Consider the following 12,467-nt stretch of genomic DNA (forward strand, 5'->3'; position numbering starts at 1 on the left):
TTGTTGAAATGATGGAGAGATTTGACCGAGAGCAAAAATTACAACAACATACTTTGGAGATGTGGACAAATTTTACTGAGAGAATGTCATTTTCTCATATTTTTCATTAAATTACAAAACACTCCGGAGTTGTGGCTGATTTTCATTTGAATTATTGAAACGAGTTTAGACTATATCGGCCTTATGAACGAATTCGTTCCATACACCGCTCTGCAAAAGATAGTTCGATGCGCAGCATTGATGCTTCCTTTGTTTGCGTCACTTTTCTGCTTAACACTTCCTGCTCAAGCAGGACGCGTTGAAGCTGGAACTTTTGTAGCGCATGATACTTTTGGTTCAAATATCACGCCTGATTTCGTCGCGTTCCAAGAACCCTTCGATCAAGTCCCCATTGTCATCGCCATTGCCAATTCAGCCGGCAACAATTCCGCCTCGATCCGGATCACCAATGTGACCACGACCGGCTTTGATGAGCTTATCCTTGAGCCTGACAATTGGGACGGGCGGCACGTTGTACAGGATACGCAATATATCGCGGTGGAGCCTGGCCGCCATTTGCTTACGGATGGGACGATCATCGAAGCCGGTTTTGTGGACTTGAACAATGTTCAGTTTGGAAGCGGATTTTCTGGCGGGGTTGCCAGTTGGCGCAGTGTCAACTTTGCTGCCCCCATGCTGGGCACGCCAATCGTTCTCCACCAACTCCAGACCGCCAACAGCGAAACCAGGAATGTCGCCAGTCAAAGTTCACGCCCGCACATCACATCCATTGTTCAAAACCCTTCAATCGGAGGTTTTGAGCTCGCAATTGAGCGTAGCCAAGCAAATAGCGGCCCCTTTCCGACAATCGAGCGTGTCGGATGGATTGTCATTCAAAGCGGGCTCAATGGCAGTTTCCCGAATCTTGCTGGTACAAACATCAATTGGAGCACTTGCACAAGCGGGTTGAATATCCGAGGCTGGGACAATGGATGCGTCAATGCTGGCCATGGCCTCACAGCCGCGGTCAATCCGGTGGTGATTGCTAAGAAGGTCACCCGCAGAAACAATGATGGTGGCTGGTTGCGATATTGTTCCATCAATTCAGTCAATATCGGCTTGCGGGTGGATGAAGACCGTGACCAAGACACCGAACGTTCAATTGCGGCCGGAGATGCAGAAAGCGCAGCGGTCATAGCCTTTTCTCAAAGCTTTCACGCCAACTTAAGGGCTGACTTGGAAGTCACAAAGGTCAACACCGGCGCAATCGACGCGGATGGAACGGATTTCTACATACCGGGCGCTACGGTCACATATCTCATCACAGTGCTCAATTCGGGCAATGCCCCTCCCGCCGAAGGAACGGTGTTCGTAACAGAGGAATTGCCAGGCCGTATGGCGCTTGTCCTGGCCGATTTTGGTAGTGCAGGATCTGGCCCGATTGAGTTTAGCGATGGCTCACCTGCAACCAACGTCACCTGCGTTTTTGCGAGCTTTAGCGCCACCGATGACTGTTACTCATTCTCGACCGATGGAAGCAATTTCACCTACGTGCCAAGCGATAGCGGCGATGGCACTGATCCCAATGTTAGATTTATCCGTATCCGCCCGACCGGCGTGATGAGCGCGGAAACGGGAGTGGGGTCACCCAATTTCGAGTTGCGACTGAGCGCCAGGATCCGGTAGGCAATCCATCGAAGCTTACGAACCGTTCAAGTCCTCAAAAACTTCGTCGATGCTTTGCCTCGCCTCGTTTTCGATGACCTCGGCCGGTTGATCAGTCCCACCCTCCGCCTCGGCACTCAACGCTTCATCTTCGGTGCCTTCAGCTGACTCATCTGAGCTTTCATCACCAGCAGCAATTGGTTCGACGATCCCAAGAAGCTCCGCAAGCCGCGTCAGCTGCAACGTCATCACGCCATCGACCGCTCTCGAGATGTCTGGGATCGGATAACGCATCTTCCCACCAACATTATACTCCCACACAATCCGTGTGCGTGCAGAGCCATCTTCGCCTTCCTCCGCGTCGCTCAGAGCAATGGTAAGAACGCCAGACACCGGCTCGCTTTGAAGCGGCCCCAAAGCGCCGGACATACGAAGCGCAACTTCCGGATAGGCCTGGATCACCCGCATATGCTCAACGCTGCCTTCAAGCGTGATGCGGCCAGGTTCGTCGACCTCGGGAATGGTCTCGCAGAAACATCCGCCTGCTTGCGGGGTGAGTTTCAAGTTGGCAGAATCCGCAGACCATGTGTGTTCACTCGACCACCAACCCGCAGGGCTAATCAACGCGAGCCAAGTCTCCTTGGCGTTCGCTTCGACCACTGCTTCACTTCTAGTGATGAAATGATCTTCGTTTGCCTCGGCGACTTCGGCCAAGGCTGGCGATGCGCTCGCAGCCATAGCTGCGCCCGCTGTCGCCATGACAAATCGGTTGATACGGTGCAATTCCAATCTCCTCCCGAAGTGCCTAGGGTTAAGAGATCGCAGCCGCGCTGAAAACCCCACTTGCGGGATATGCTGGGATTTACACGGCAAGGATCGCGTCAATGTCCTTAGCCACGGCATTGATATCGGCCATGCCGTCAACCCGCTTGACGATACCACGAGCTTCATAACCCGGAAGGATCGGCGCAGTTTTCTCTGCGTATTCTTTGTTTCGGGTGCGCACGGTCTCTTCATTGTCGTCCGGACGACGCTTGAATTCGGTCGATCCGCAATTGTCGCACACGCCCTCTTTCGATGGCGGATTCGCCGTATCGTGGTAAAGCGCGCCGCAATTGGCGCAGGAGAACCGACCGGTGATCCGCTCAACCAGAGCATCAATATCAACGCCCAGCTCGATCACGTGGTCAAGCTTGCGACCATGCTTGGCGAGAAGCGCATCAAGTTGCTCACCTTGAGCGGCTGTGCGTGGATAGCCATCGAAGATAGCCCCCTGCTCAACCGGCATGGTAGCGAGATTTTCGTCAATCAGGTTGGAGACGATTTCGTCCGAAACCAGCTCACCGCGGTCCATTACAGCCTTCGCCTCCAGTCCGACGGGGGTCTGCGCCTTGACCGCTGCGCGAAGCATATCGCCGGTGGACAACTGCTTCATGCCATGGCGTTCAACAAGTCCCGCACTCTGCGTGCCTTTTCCTGCACCTGGAGGACCAAGAAGAATGATGTTCACAAACCGTCCCTTGCTCTCGCGCCCGCTACTAACGGAAGCGCTGTGATGTAACGTCGCAAGACCGCATTGCTCTAACGCATGCGGCCTTTCAACTTAGCCTTTTTGATGAGGTCACCATATTGGTGCGCCAAGAGATGCGATTGGACCTGACTGATCGTATCGACCGTCACATTGACCACAATCAGCAGGCTCGTCCCGCCGAGGAACAGCGGAATGCCTGTTTGCGCAATCATATACTCCGGCACCACGCAGACGAAAGTCAGATAGGCTGCACCCACAACCGTGATACGGGTGAGAACATATTCAAGATATTCTGCCGTGCGCTTGCCCGGACGGATACCTGGGATAAAGCCGCCATTCTTCTTGAGGTTCTCAGCATGCTCTTCCGGGTCGAAGACCACGGCAGTGTAGAAGAAGCAGAAGAAGATGATCCCAATCGCATACAGCGTCATGTAGAGCGGCTGTCCATGTTGAAGATACTGGAGCGTCGACTGTATCAGACTGCCTGACGTAGATGTGGTGTCTAGCGACTGTCCTGCAAACGAGCTGATGGTCAGCGGAAGCAATAGCAGCGAACTTGCGAAGATCGGCGGGATAACGCCGGCCGTATTGAGCTTCAATGGCATGTGAGAGCGATCTGCTTGCATCATGCCGCGCTGGGTTGCACGTTTTGGATATTGAATGAGGAGACGGCGCTGAGCCCGCTCAACCCATGAGATGAGTAAGATGAGGCCAATGACCATCACGATAAACGCGATGATGATGCCTGGCGCAATCGAGCCTGTACGGCCGCCCTCAAACATGTTCATGGCGAACACAGGGAACTGCGCCACAATGCCCGCCATAATGATCAGGGAAACGCCGTTACCAATTCCGCGCGAGGTGATCTGCTCACCCAGCCACAAAAGGAACATGGTGCCGCCGACAAGGCTGATCACGGCGCCAATGCGGAACATATAACCCGGCTCAACCACCGCTTGGATGCCCTGTTGGCCCGCATAGCTTTCAAGGCCCGTCGCCAAAAAATACCCTTGGATCGCGCACAGGAAGACCGTGCCGTAACGGGTATACTGATTCAGCTTCTGTCGCCCGGTCGCGCCCTCTTTCTTCAATGCCGCCAAGGTCGGGTGAAGCGCCGATGCCATCTGCACCACGATCGAGGCCGTAATGTAAGGCATCACACCGAGTGCAATCAGGCTCATATTGGCCAATGCGCCGCCGGTGAACATGTTGAACATGTCGAGGATCGTGCCCTGGTTCTGTTGAGCAAGCTGATCGAGCGCAAGCGGGTTGATCCCGGGCAGAGGTACAAAGCTCAAGAAACGGAACACAATCAGCGCACCGATGGTGAACCAGATGCGTTGGCGCAATTCGGTCGCCTGAGCAAAATTGCCGAGGTTCAAATTGCTGGCGATATTATCGGCGCGTGAAGCCATTTTTGGTGTCGATCCTATGGATGTCCCTCGGACATATCCGAGTGTGAGGGCCTAGATAGGAACCACTGGGCGACTTGTCGAACCCTGCGGTGTACTTTTCGTCATCCCAAGGCTTTTAGGTGCGGCCTTAGGACGACGAATAGCAATTATTCTGCGTCGGCTTTCGCCTTGGCAGGAGCGGTTACTTCGACGCTGCCGCCAGCTTTTTCGACCGCTGCAATCGCGCCTTTTGTGGCGCCAGTCACGACGAACTTGGCTTTCGCTTTGATTTCGCCCTTGCCGAGGAGACGCACACCGTCTTTGCCACCGCGGGCAAGACCGGTTTCACGAAGGACTTCTTCGGTGATGTCTTTTTTGGCGTCGATTTTCTTGGCATCGATCCATTTCTGAACCATGCCAATGTTCACTTCTGCGTGATCTTTGCCAAACGGGTTGTTGAAGCCACGCTTTGGCAGACGCATGTGAAGCGGCATCTGACCACCGCCAAAGCCTTTGATCGCCACACCAGAACGGGATTTTTGACCCTTTTGACCGCGTGCAGCAGTTTTGCCTTTGCCAGAACCGATACCACGGCCCACACGCATACGTCCCTTGCGGGCACCATCATTGTCACGGATGTCGTTGAGTTTCATCGTTGCACTCGCTTTCGCTTTCAGTACGGCCCCACCATGGGGCAACGCGCTATTTGGAAGGCGGGCCATTAGCGGAGTGTGAGAGCGGGTGCAAGGGGGAATGGGGTGGGCGTACGCAATTCTTAGTTGTGATTGGCTACCTTGCTGCCAAGGGCCATAATCATTCTATTCATCAAGCCGACCATTTCCATCCTACAATCTAGTCCAGCATGTGATTGGCTAAGGTCAATACTCTGTGAAGTATAGACTACGTCCGCGATCGGCTTGCTGCTTTGCATGGTCGCTTCAAACTCATCTGAATAACGGACTGCTCTTGCCAAATGCACACCATGCGCGGCAGAATTTCGTATATGCCTAAAGGCGTTGAGACGCATCCGATCAGGTTTCTCTATAAGTTCGTTTACTGTATTCCAATCGACATGATGCTCCCATATCGCGAAAAGGTGTACCACCATAAGTCCCTGAACTGTGTGATCTAATTCACTTTGAACAGCTTCTCTAACTTCCTGGTCAGCATGACTAATGCAATTGCGAGTCCTAGAGTAGATTTGCCCATAAGTCCTTTGCAAGCCACCATCCACAGTAGCTTGAAACGGTATCATTTTTTGAAGCTTGTCTTGATTTGACTGCATGAAAGTGCGCCCCGGCTGGAGTTTTTATTCTTCATTGCCTTACTCTGCAATTCGGTTGGATCACACAGCGAACTGTCTCAATTCAGTGCTTATGATCACCACCTCAGAGCCCAGCTTCAAATCAAGCGACAGGCCAGTTAGCGTCGATAGAGTTCACAAAAAAACAGGTCACATAACCACTGCTCCAGCGCTTACTGCCGATAAACCCCCACCACATATCGGCGCGGCTCGATATCAAACTGAGCCATCTCGAAGCAAGAGATCGCCGCCGCGTGCTACTTGGCCCTCAACCCTCGCCAGCTTCGGCCTGCGCTTCAGCCTCGCGGCGGGCGGCTTTCTCGCGCTCTAGTTTTTCGCGGTCATGCGCAGCTTTGCGCGACTGGTTGGCAAGCGCTCGCCACGTCTTTTCGGCGCGAAGGTTACGCTCCCTCACATTGTCGAGCGTGGCCTCTTTGGCCGCGGCTGCAGCTTCATTGGCTCTTGCATCATAAAACTCAAATGTCGCGGCCATGACATGCCTCGCAATCTTGGTTTGGGTAGGAGGGGTTGGTAATTCTCCCGCGCCGCAGTTCAAATGGGGCACGGGAGAATTTCGTATCGTAGCTTAGTCAGCAGCCGACAGGTTCACGGCGCTTTCTTTGCCGTTTTTGCCGGTTTCAACTTCATAGTTGAGGCGTTGCTCTTTATCGAGCGTCTGCATGCCAGCGGCTTGTACAGCGCTAATGTGCACGAAGCTGTCGTTTGAACCGTCGTCAGGCTGGATAAAGCCATAGCCTTTGTCGGTGTTGAAGAACTTTACGGTTCCAGTCTTGCTCATATCGGTTCCTTTCAAGAACACTTGAGAGTTGCCGCAAGGCGACATGCCCTGCGGTCGTGCGTCAAATCGTTAGATGAAAGGAAGTCGTCGTCTTCTGCGCCGGGGCTCCTAAAAACCATCGGCGGTCGTCAAAAATTCGAAGTCCGTCGCAAATTTCGACGTCAGCGAAAGTGCGGTACCACCAAATGAGCAAATCACCGAGCCAAAAATTGCGAGCCACAGGCCATGGAAAGAAAATGTGTGCAGTCCACTCGGAAGAAGCCACAATGCGGCGGTCCAGAAACCACCGCTCGCCTGCCTACTCCCCGTAAACCCCCACACCATACCGGCACGGTTGCAAATCACAGCGGATCATCTTGAGGCGAAAGATAGCGATGCCATCTTTCTCGGGATTAAGCTCGGTAATCGGGATCGCATCTTCCATCGTGTCGCTACCAATCTCGAAGCCATCCTTGTCGAACACGCCAAGGTCAATGTCCTTGCACTGCTCATCGCACAAACCAATGGCAATATAGCGCTCGCTGCCCTTGAGGGTGAAGCGAAGTGTGCCGGTCTCGCGTTCCGCGAGCGAGCCGCCATTGAAAACCTGCGAGCCGTCATAGCCCCGCCCCATCGCGATGGCCCTTGCCTCGCGCTGAAGGTCCTCCACCACCTGAGCCGAAGTCTTGGGCGCGCCTGTGCTCACACAGCCCACAAGGCTAATGCTCAATGGCGCACAGGCAAGCGTCCCCAAGACCCTAGAAAGCTTCAAATTTTCAGTCCCTCAGTCGCTCAAACAGCGACCACCTGAGACTAGCGCCCTGCCCTCTAAACGCAAGCGGGCCCGCCATGCGGCAATCGCATGACGGGCCCGTCTTGAATGTCAGTGTAGACTAAAACTTAGTCGACAACAGTCACCAGATGCGGGATCTTGGCGATCGCGCCGCGAACTTCAGGGGTGTCCTGACGTGTCACGACTTTGTGCATCTTGTTGAGGCCAAGACCGATAAGGATCTTGCGCTGGCTCTCTGGGCGACGGATCGGCGAACCGATCTGCTTGATTTTGATGGTAGCCATTATGGATTACTCCGCAATTGCAGCAGCTTCGACAGCTGCTTCTGCTTCGCTGGCACCGCCACGACCCAAAAGGTCGGCAACTTTCTTACCGCGACGCTGAGCAACTGACTTCGGCGAAGTCTGGTCGCTAAGCGCTGCGAAAGTTGCGCGGATCATGTTGTATGGGTTCGACGTACCGACCGATTTGGTCACAACGTCAGCAACGCCAAGGCTCTCAAACACAGCACGCATCGGACCACCGGCGATGATACCGGTACCCGGAGGCGCTGTACGAACGGTGACCTTGCCAGCGCCGAAACGGCCATTGCCGTCGTGGTGCAGCGTGCGACCTTCTTTCAAAGGAACGCGGATCATCTTCTTGCGAGCAGCGGCCGTTGCCTTTGTGATCGCCTCTGGCACTTCGCGGGCTTTGCCGTGACCAAAGCCGACACGGCCCTGACCATCGCCAACCACTACGAGAGCTGCAAAACCAAAGCGCTTACCACCTTTAACCGTCTTAGAGACACGGTTGATGTGGACGAGCTTCTCGATGATGCCATCATCTTCTTCTTCGCGCTTGTTGTCGCGACCACGGCCACGACCACGGCCACGACCGCCGCCATCACGGTTTCCACCGCGACCACGACCACCACGGCCGCGTTGTTCTTGGGGCTGCCCTTCAGCAGGAGCCGCCGGGGCTGCCTCAGCTGTAGATGCCTCTGCCACAGGCGCCGCTTCAGCAGCAGGAGCTGCTTCTGCAGGTGCCGCTTCTGGAGCCGCAGTTGCTTCGGCCGGAGCGCCTTCAGTTTCTGGTGTCTTGTTTTCGTCAGCCATCGTTAGAACTCCAGCCCGCCTTCACGAGCGGCATCGGCCAGCGCTTTCACGCGGCCATGAAACAGGAACCCGCCGCGATCGAACACGACAGTGGTAATGCCAGCCTTCTTGGCTGCTGCTGCGATATCCTTACCCACTTGGGTAGCGGCATCGACATTGGCGCCTGATGTCTTCGCACCAAGGGTCGAAGCGGCTGCAACGGTTTTACCCGCGGCATCATCGATAACCTGTGCGTAGATGTGGCGACCTGTGCGGTGCACGGAGAGACGCGGCTTGCCACCAGAGCGAGCCCGCAGAGCGGTACGCACACGGCGACGACGACGTTCAAAGAGAGATAGTTTTGCCATCTTACTTCTTCTTCCCTTCCTTGCGGAAGACATACTCGCCGCGATACTTGATACCCTTACCCTTGTAAGGCTCAGGCTTGCGCCACTTGCGGATTTCAGCAGCAAACTGACCAACGGCCTGTTTGTCGATGCCGGAAACCTCGACAGTGGTCTGATCGGGCGTCTTGACTTCAAGACCTTCTGGGACAGCAAGGTCGACATCGTGGCTGAAACCAAGTTCAAGCTTCAATGTCTTACCTTGTGCCTTCGCACGGTAACCAACACCGGAAATCTCCAGAGTTTTGGAGAAACCGTCGGTTACGCCTTCAACCAGGTTCGAGACCAGCGTGCGTTGCATGCCCCAGAAGGCGCGTGCTTGCTTGCTGTCGTTCGCCGGATTTACAGCGATCTCACCGTCTTCAACTTTATAGCTGATCAGGTCAGACATACCCATCGAAAGCGACCCCTTCGGGCCCTTCACGGTGAGTGTGCCATTATCGATTGTGGCCGTAACCCCGCCAGGGATTGCTACAGCCTTTTTACCAATGCGGCTCATCAGAAGACCTCCGCAAGCACTTCGCCGCCGACCTTGTTTTCGCGGGCTTCGTTGTCCGAAAGGACACCGCGCGGGGTCGAGACGATGGTGATGCCAAGGCCATTGCGAACAGTCGGAAGTTCCTGCGAACCCGAATAGACGCGACGGCCCGGCTTGGATACGCGAGCAACGTGCTTAATCGCAGGCTCGCCTTCGAAATACTTCAGCTCAATGCGCAGCTGTGGGTGCTTGCCCGAAGCATCATCGGAATAGCCACGGATGTAGCCTTCACGGGTAAGCACTTCGAGAACGTTCGCACGCAGCTTGGAAGCAGGAGAGACAACGCTGTCCTTCTTCGCACGCTGGCCGTTGCGGATGCGGGTGAGCATATCACCCAGTGGATCGGTCATAGCCATCTGTTAATTCCTCACCAGCTCGACTTGGTCAGACCCGGGATCATGCCCCGGTTGCCGAGATTACGAAGCTCAATACGGTTGATACCGAACTTGCGATAATAGCCGCGTGGACGGCCGGTGGTGGCGCAGCGATTGCGCACGCGAGTTGGATTCCCGTTGCGGGGAATCTCAGCCATTTTCAGGCGAGCCATAAGGCGCTCACCTTCATCAAGGCTCTCGTCATTCGCAATAGCCTTCAGCTTCTCGTACTTCGCTGCATACTTCTTGACGAGTGCCTTACGCTTCTCGTTCTTATTGATCGAACTCAGTTTCGCCATTGGACTTAAGCTCTCTTTCTAAAGTGTCTTTGTCATGAGGAGCGCTTACGCAGCCTCTTGCTGTTCCTCGGCTTGGCCCTCAAACGGGAAGCCGAAGAGACGCAGAAGCTCGCGAGCTTCTTCGTCGGTCTTAGCGGTGGTGGTCACGATGATGTCCATGCCCCGGACCTTGTCGATCTTATCGTATGAGATCTCTGGAAAGATGATCTGCTCTTTGATGCCCATGGCGTAGTTGCCACGGCCGTCAAACGACTTGGGGTTGAGACCACGAAAGTCACGAATACGAGGCATCGCGATGGTCACGAGACGATCGAGGAATTCATACATGCGGGCACGGCGAAGGTTTACCTTACAACCGATTGGCATGCCGTCGCGCAGCTTGAACTGAGCGATAGACTTCTTCGCGCGGGTGATAACCGGCTTTTGACCAGCGATCAGAGCCATTTCTTCAGCAGCCGTCTGGATCTTTTTCTTATCCTGGCTTGCCTCGCCAACACCCATATTGAGCGTGATTTTCTCGATTGACGGGACCTGAAGACGGTTGGTGTACCCGAACTTCTCGGTCATCGCCTTGACGATTTCGTCCTCATATTTGGACTTAAGGCGTGGTGTGTACTCAGCCATCGATGGCCTCCCCACTCTTCACGGCAACACGCACCTTCTTGCCGTCCTTCTCTTCGAAACGGACGCGGGTGGGTGAGCCATCCTTTGGATCAGCCACAGCAACCTTCGAGATGTCCATCGGTGCCGGGAAACGGTCGATACCACCTTGCGGGTTCACTTGGCTTGGCTTGCGGTGGCGGGTAGCCACGTTCACACCTTCAACGACAACTTTGCCATCTTTTGGTGAGACTGACTGGACAGTGCCTTTGCGGCCCTTGTCCTTGCCCGACAGTACGACGACTTCGTCGCCCTTTTTGATCTTTGCAGCACCCATTTTAGAGCACCTCCGGAGCAAGTGAAATGATCTTCATAAAGCCGCGGCCACGAAGTTCACGAACCACTGGGCCAAAGATACGAGTGCCAATAGGCTCTTCGCTCTTGTTGACCAGAACAGCAGCGTTGCTGTCGAAGCGGATCACGCTGCCGTCTTTGCGACGAACGTCTTTGCGGGTGCGCACGATGACGGCGCGATGTACGTCGCCCTTTTTCACCTTTGCGCGCGGCTGGGCCTCTTTAACCGAGACCACGATCACGTCGCCAACGGAGGCAAACCGGCGCTTAGAGCCGCCCAGTACTTTAATGCACTGGACGCGCTTAGCGCCGCTATTGTCCGCGACGTCGAGATTGGATTGCATCTGGATCATGGATCCGTTTCCTTCTCTTGGCTTGCCAAGTCACCCGATACCAACCGGGGCCTGGCAGTTCCTACGTCAAATTACTGTCCAGCTGCCTCGACATCGAGATCAGCTTCAACCGCTTGAACTCCGCCGGCCACAACACGGTCTTTCACAACCCATGTCTTGGTTTTGGAGATCGGCTTGGTCTCTTCAATCCGCACGATGTCACCAATGGTGTACTCATTGGTTTCGTCATGCGCGTGATACTTCTTTGAGCGACGGATGATCTTCCCATAGAGGGGGTGCTTCACCTTACGCTCAACCAGAACGGTCACGGTCTTGTCGGTTTTGTCAGAGCTGACAGTACCGGTAAGAATACGCTTTGGCATTGTCTTTTGCTCCTATGCTTTCGCGGCCACTGCACGCTCACCTTGGAGCGTTTTGATCTGAGCGATCGTGCGGCGCACTTCTTTGATGCGAGAAGGCTTCTCAAGCTGGTTAGTAGCCGCTTGGAAACGCAGGTTATACTGCTCACGCTTAAGCTCAGTCAGTTCAGCCGAAAGCTGATCATCGGTCTTGGCGCGGAGATCTTCTGTGGAAGCCATTACTTGTCACCTCCCAGGTGCGAGGTGTCACCCAGACGGGCAACAACCTTCGTCTTGATCGGCAGTTTCATCGCAGCACGCTCGAAAGCGAGCGCAGCAACGGGGCCTGGCACGCCATCAAGTTCGAACATGATGCGGCCTGGTTTCACGCGGGCTGCCCAGTATTCAACTGAGCCCTTACCCTTACCCTGACGAACTTCAGCAGGTTTCTTCGAAACCGGAACATCTGGGAATACGCGGATCCAGAGGCGACCTTGACGCTTCATCGCACGGGTGATCGCACGGCGAGCCGCTTCGATCTGACGCGCAGTGATCCGCTCAGGCTCCAAAGCCTTCAAGCCATACGAACCGAAGTTCAAAGTCGTTCCGCCCTTGGCGTCGCCTTTGATCTTGCCTTTGAAGGCCTTGCGGTATTTGGTTTTCTTTGGTTGCAGCATTTTCAGTTACC

21 protein-coding genes are annotated in these 12,467 nt (G+C 54.7%); 1 reads left to right on the forward strand and 20 read right to left on the reverse strand.

The annotated features are described in order from the left end of the window. Window positions 1–183: 183 nt before the first annotated feature. Window positions 184–1,665: an H-type lectin domain-containing protein gene (locus tag Q0778_RS03575; protein ID WP_298334046.1), complete on the forward strand. Its 1,482-nt coding sequence runs from the start codon at window positions 184–186 to the stop codon at window positions 1,663–1,665. A 15-nt stretch (window positions 1,666–1,680) separates the two neighbouring features. On the opposite strand, the gene Q0778_RS03580 is transcribed toward Q0778_RS03575, so the two are convergent. The 20 genes from Q0778_RS03580 to rplP all read right to left on the reverse strand — a co-directional run bounded on the left by Q0778_RS03580 (window position 1,681) and on the right by rplP (window position 12,456). Beyond that, window positions 1,681–2,427: an SRPBCC family protein gene (locus Q0778_RS03580; protein WP_298334049.1), complete on the reverse strand. Its 747-nt coding sequence runs from the start codon at window positions 2,425–2,427 to the stop codon at window positions 1,681–1,683. Window positions 2,428–2,506: 79 nt separating this feature from the next. Further along, window positions 2,507–3,154, reverse strand: coding sequence for an adenylate kinase (locus Q0778_RS03585; RefSeq protein WP_298334052.1), 648 nt, complete (start codon window positions 3,152–3,154; stop codon window positions 2,507–2,509). Window positions 3,155–3,225: 71 nt separating this feature from the next. Further along, on the reverse strand, window positions 3,226–4,590 hold the full coding sequence (secY, locus tag Q0778_RS03590; RefSeq protein ID WP_298334054.1) for a preprotein translocase subunit SecY: 1,365 nt from the start codon (window positions 4,588–4,590) through the stop codon (window positions 3,226–3,228). A 146-nt stretch (window positions 4,591–4,736) separates the two neighbouring features. Continuing rightward, window positions 4,737–5,222 (reverse strand): 50S ribosomal protein L15, encoded by a 486-nt coding sequence (gene rplO / locus Q0778_RS03595; protein ID WP_298334057.1) that lies wholly within the window; start codon window positions 5,220–5,222, stop codon window positions 4,737–4,739. A gap of 122 nt (window positions 5,223–5,344) precedes the next feature. After that, window positions 5,345–5,854: a hypothetical protein gene (locus Q0778_RS03600; RefSeq protein WP_298334060.1), complete on the reverse strand. Its 510-nt coding sequence runs from the start codon at window positions 5,852–5,854 to the stop codon at window positions 5,345–5,347. 286 nt (window positions 5,855–6,140) lie between these two features. Then, window positions 6,141–6,365, reverse strand: coding sequence for a hypothetical protein (locus Q0778_RS03605; protein WP_298334063.1), 225 nt, complete (start codon window positions 6,363–6,365; stop codon window positions 6,141–6,143). A 93-nt stretch (window positions 6,366–6,458) separates the two neighbouring features. Next, window positions 6,459–6,671, reverse strand: coding sequence for a cold-shock protein (locus Q0778_RS03610; RefSeq protein ID WP_298304248.1), 213 nt, complete (start codon window positions 6,669–6,671; stop codon window positions 6,459–6,461). A gap of 298 nt (window positions 6,672–6,969) precedes the next feature. Then, complete coding sequence (locus Q0778_RS03615; RefSeq protein ID WP_298334065.1) at window positions 6,970–7,380, reverse strand: hypothetical protein; 411 nt, start codon at window positions 7,378–7,380, stop codon at window positions 6,970–6,972. A gap of 170 nt (window positions 7,381–7,550) precedes the next feature. Then, the gene (gene rpmD / locus Q0778_RS03620) at window positions 7,551–7,727 is read right to left on the reverse strand and encodes a 50S ribosomal protein L30 (protein ID WP_298304244.1); all 177 of its coding nucleotides are present in this window, start codon (window positions 7,725–7,727) and stop codon (window positions 7,551–7,553) included. A gap of 6 nt (window positions 7,728–7,733) precedes the next feature. After that, on the reverse strand, window positions 7,734–8,540 hold the full coding sequence (gene rpsE, locus Q0778_RS03625) for a 30S ribosomal protein S5 (RefSeq protein ID WP_298304242.1): 807 nt from the start codon (window positions 8,538–8,540) through the stop codon (window positions 7,734–7,736). 2 nt (window positions 8,541–8,542) lie between these two features. Continuing rightward, the gene (rplR, locus tag Q0778_RS03630) at window positions 8,543–8,887 is read right to left on the reverse strand and encodes a 50S ribosomal protein L18 (RefSeq protein ID WP_298304240.1); all 345 of its coding nucleotides are present in this window, start codon (window positions 8,885–8,887) and stop codon (window positions 8,543–8,545) included. Between the two features lies 1 nt (window position 8,888). Beyond that, the gene (rplF, locus tag Q0778_RS03635; RefSeq protein ID WP_298304237.1) at window positions 8,889–9,422 is read right to left on the reverse strand and encodes a 50S ribosomal protein L6; all 534 of its coding nucleotides are present in this window, start codon (window positions 9,420–9,422) and stop codon (window positions 8,889–8,891) included. Beyond that, window positions 9,422–9,817 carry a 30S ribosomal protein S8 gene (rpsH, locus tag Q0778_RS03640; protein ID WP_298304235.1) on the reverse strand — a complete coding sequence of 132 codons (396 nt, stop codon included), beginning with the start codon at window positions 9,815–9,817 and terminating at the stop codon, window positions 9,422–9,424. Before rpsH ends, rplF begins: the two co-directional genes overlap by 1 nt. Window positions 9,818–9,828: 11 nt before the next feature. After that, entirely contained in the window at window positions 9,829–10,134 is a 306-nt protein-coding gene (gene rpsN, locus Q0778_RS03645) for a 30S ribosomal protein S14 (protein ID WP_298304233.1), read from the reverse strand. A gap of 45 nt (window positions 10,135–10,179) precedes the next feature. Next, window positions 10,180–10,758 carry a 50S ribosomal protein L5 gene (rplE, locus tag Q0778_RS03650; protein WP_298304231.1) on the reverse strand — a complete coding sequence of 193 codons (579 nt, stop codon included), beginning with the start codon at window positions 10,756–10,758 and terminating at the stop codon, window positions 10,180–10,182. Next, window positions 10,751–11,071, reverse strand: a complete 321-nt coding sequence (gene rplX / locus Q0778_RS03655) for a 50S ribosomal protein L24 (protein WP_298304228.1) — start codon at window positions 11,069–11,071, stop codon at window positions 10,751–10,753. Before rplX ends, rplE begins: the two co-directional genes overlap by 8 nt. A gap of 1 nt (window position 11,072) precedes the next feature. Next, entirely contained in the window at window positions 11,073–11,441 is a 369-nt protein-coding gene (gene rplN, locus Q0778_RS03660) for a 50S ribosomal protein L14 (protein ID WP_298304226.1), read from the reverse strand. 71 nt (window positions 11,442–11,512) lie between these two features. Then, the gene (rpsQ, locus tag Q0778_RS03665) at window positions 11,513–11,803 is read right to left on the reverse strand and encodes a 30S ribosomal protein S17 (RefSeq protein WP_298304224.1); all 291 of its coding nucleotides are present in this window, start codon (window positions 11,801–11,803) and stop codon (window positions 11,513–11,515) included. A 12-nt stretch (window positions 11,804–11,815) separates the two neighbouring features. After that, on the reverse strand, window positions 11,816–12,019 hold the full coding sequence (gene rpmC / locus Q0778_RS03670; protein WP_298334068.1) for a 50S ribosomal protein L29: 204 nt from the start codon (window positions 12,017–12,019) through the stop codon (window positions 11,816–11,818). Continuing rightward, complete coding sequence (rplP, locus tag Q0778_RS03675; RefSeq protein ID WP_298304219.1) at window positions 12,019–12,456, reverse strand: 50S ribosomal protein L16; 438 nt, start codon at window positions 12,454–12,456, stop codon at window positions 12,019–12,021. Before rplP ends, rpmC begins: the two co-directional genes overlap by 1 nt. Window positions 12,457–12,467 lie beyond the last annotated feature (11 nt).

This window comes from uncultured Erythrobacter sp. (genome assembly GCF_947502395.1).
In the GTDB taxonomy this organism is placed as follows: Bacteria; Pseudomonadota; Alphaproteobacteria; order Sphingomonadales; family Sphingomonadaceae; genus Erythrobacter.

What these genes read in the sequence shown, in the direction of transcription:
- Q0778_RS03575 (WP_298334046.1), top strand. Translation starts at nt 184, where the DNA reads ATGAACGAATTCGTTCCATACACCGCTCTGCAAAAGATAGTTCGATGC.
- secY (WP_298334054.1), bottom strand. Translation starts at nt 4,590, where the DNA reads ATGGCTTCACGCGCCGATAATATCGCCAGCAATTTGAACCTCGGCAAT.
- rplO (WP_298334057.1), bottom strand. Translation starts at nt 5,222, where the DNA reads ATGAAACTCAACGACATCCGTGACAATGATGGTGCCCGCAAGGGACGT.
- Q0778_RS03600 (WP_298334060.1), bottom strand. Translation starts at nt 5,854, where the DNA reads ATGCAGTCAAATCAAGACAAGCTTCAAAAAATGATACCGTTTCAAGCT.
- Q0778_RS03605 (WP_298334063.1), bottom strand. Translation starts at nt 6,365, where the DNA reads ATGGCCGCGACATTTGAGTTTTATGATGCAAGAGCCAATGAAGCTGCA.
- Q0778_RS03610 (WP_298304248.1), bottom strand. Translation starts at nt 6,671, where the DNA reads ATGAGCAAGACTGGAACCGTAAAGTTCTTCAACACCGACAAAGGCTAT.
- rpmD (WP_298304244.1), bottom strand. Translation starts at nt 7,727, where the DNA reads ATGGCTACCATCAAAATCAAGCAGATCGGTTCGCCGATCCGTCGCCCA.
- rpsE (WP_298304242.1), bottom strand. Translation starts at nt 8,540, where the DNA reads ATGGCTGACGAAAACAAGACACCAGAAACTGAAGGCGCTCCGGCCGAA.
- rplR (WP_298304240.1), bottom strand. Translation starts at nt 8,887, where the DNA reads ATGGCAAAACTATCTCTCTTTGAACGTCGTCGTCGCCGTGTGCGTACC.
- rplF (WP_298304237.1), bottom strand. Translation starts at nt 9,422, where the DNA reads ATGAGCCGCATTGGTAAAAAGGCTGTAGCAATCCCTGGCGGGGTTACG.
- rpsH (WP_298304235.1), bottom strand. Translation starts at nt 9,817, where the DNA reads ATGGCTATGACCGATCCACTGGGTGATATGCTCACCCGCATCCGCAAC.
- rpsN (WP_298304233.1), bottom strand. Translation starts at nt 10,134, where the DNA reads ATGGCGAAACTGAGTTCGATCAATAAGAACGAGAAGCGTAAGGCACTC.
- rplE (WP_298304231.1), bottom strand. Translation starts at nt 10,758, where the DNA reads ATGGCTGAGTACACACCACGCCTTAAGTCCAAATATGAGGACGAAATC.
- rplX (WP_298304228.1), bottom strand. Translation starts at nt 11,071, where the DNA reads ATGGGTGCTGCAAAGATCAAAAAGGGCGACGAAGTCGTCGTACTGTCG.
- rplN (WP_298304226.1), bottom strand. Translation starts at nt 11,441, where the DNA reads ATGATCCAGATGCAATCCAATCTCGACGTCGCGGACAATAGCGGCGCT.
- rpsQ (WP_298304224.1), bottom strand. Translation starts at nt 11,803, where the DNA reads ATGCCAAAGCGTATTCTTACCGGTACTGTCAGCTCTGACAAAACCGAC.
- rpmC (WP_298334068.1), bottom strand. Translation starts at nt 12,019, where the DNA reads ATGGCTTCCACAGAAGATCTCCGCGCCAAGACCGATGATCAGCTTTCG.
- rplP (WP_298304219.1), bottom strand. Translation starts at nt 12,456, where the DNA reads ATGCTGCAACCAAAGAAAACCAAATACCGCAAGGCCTTCAAAGGCAAG.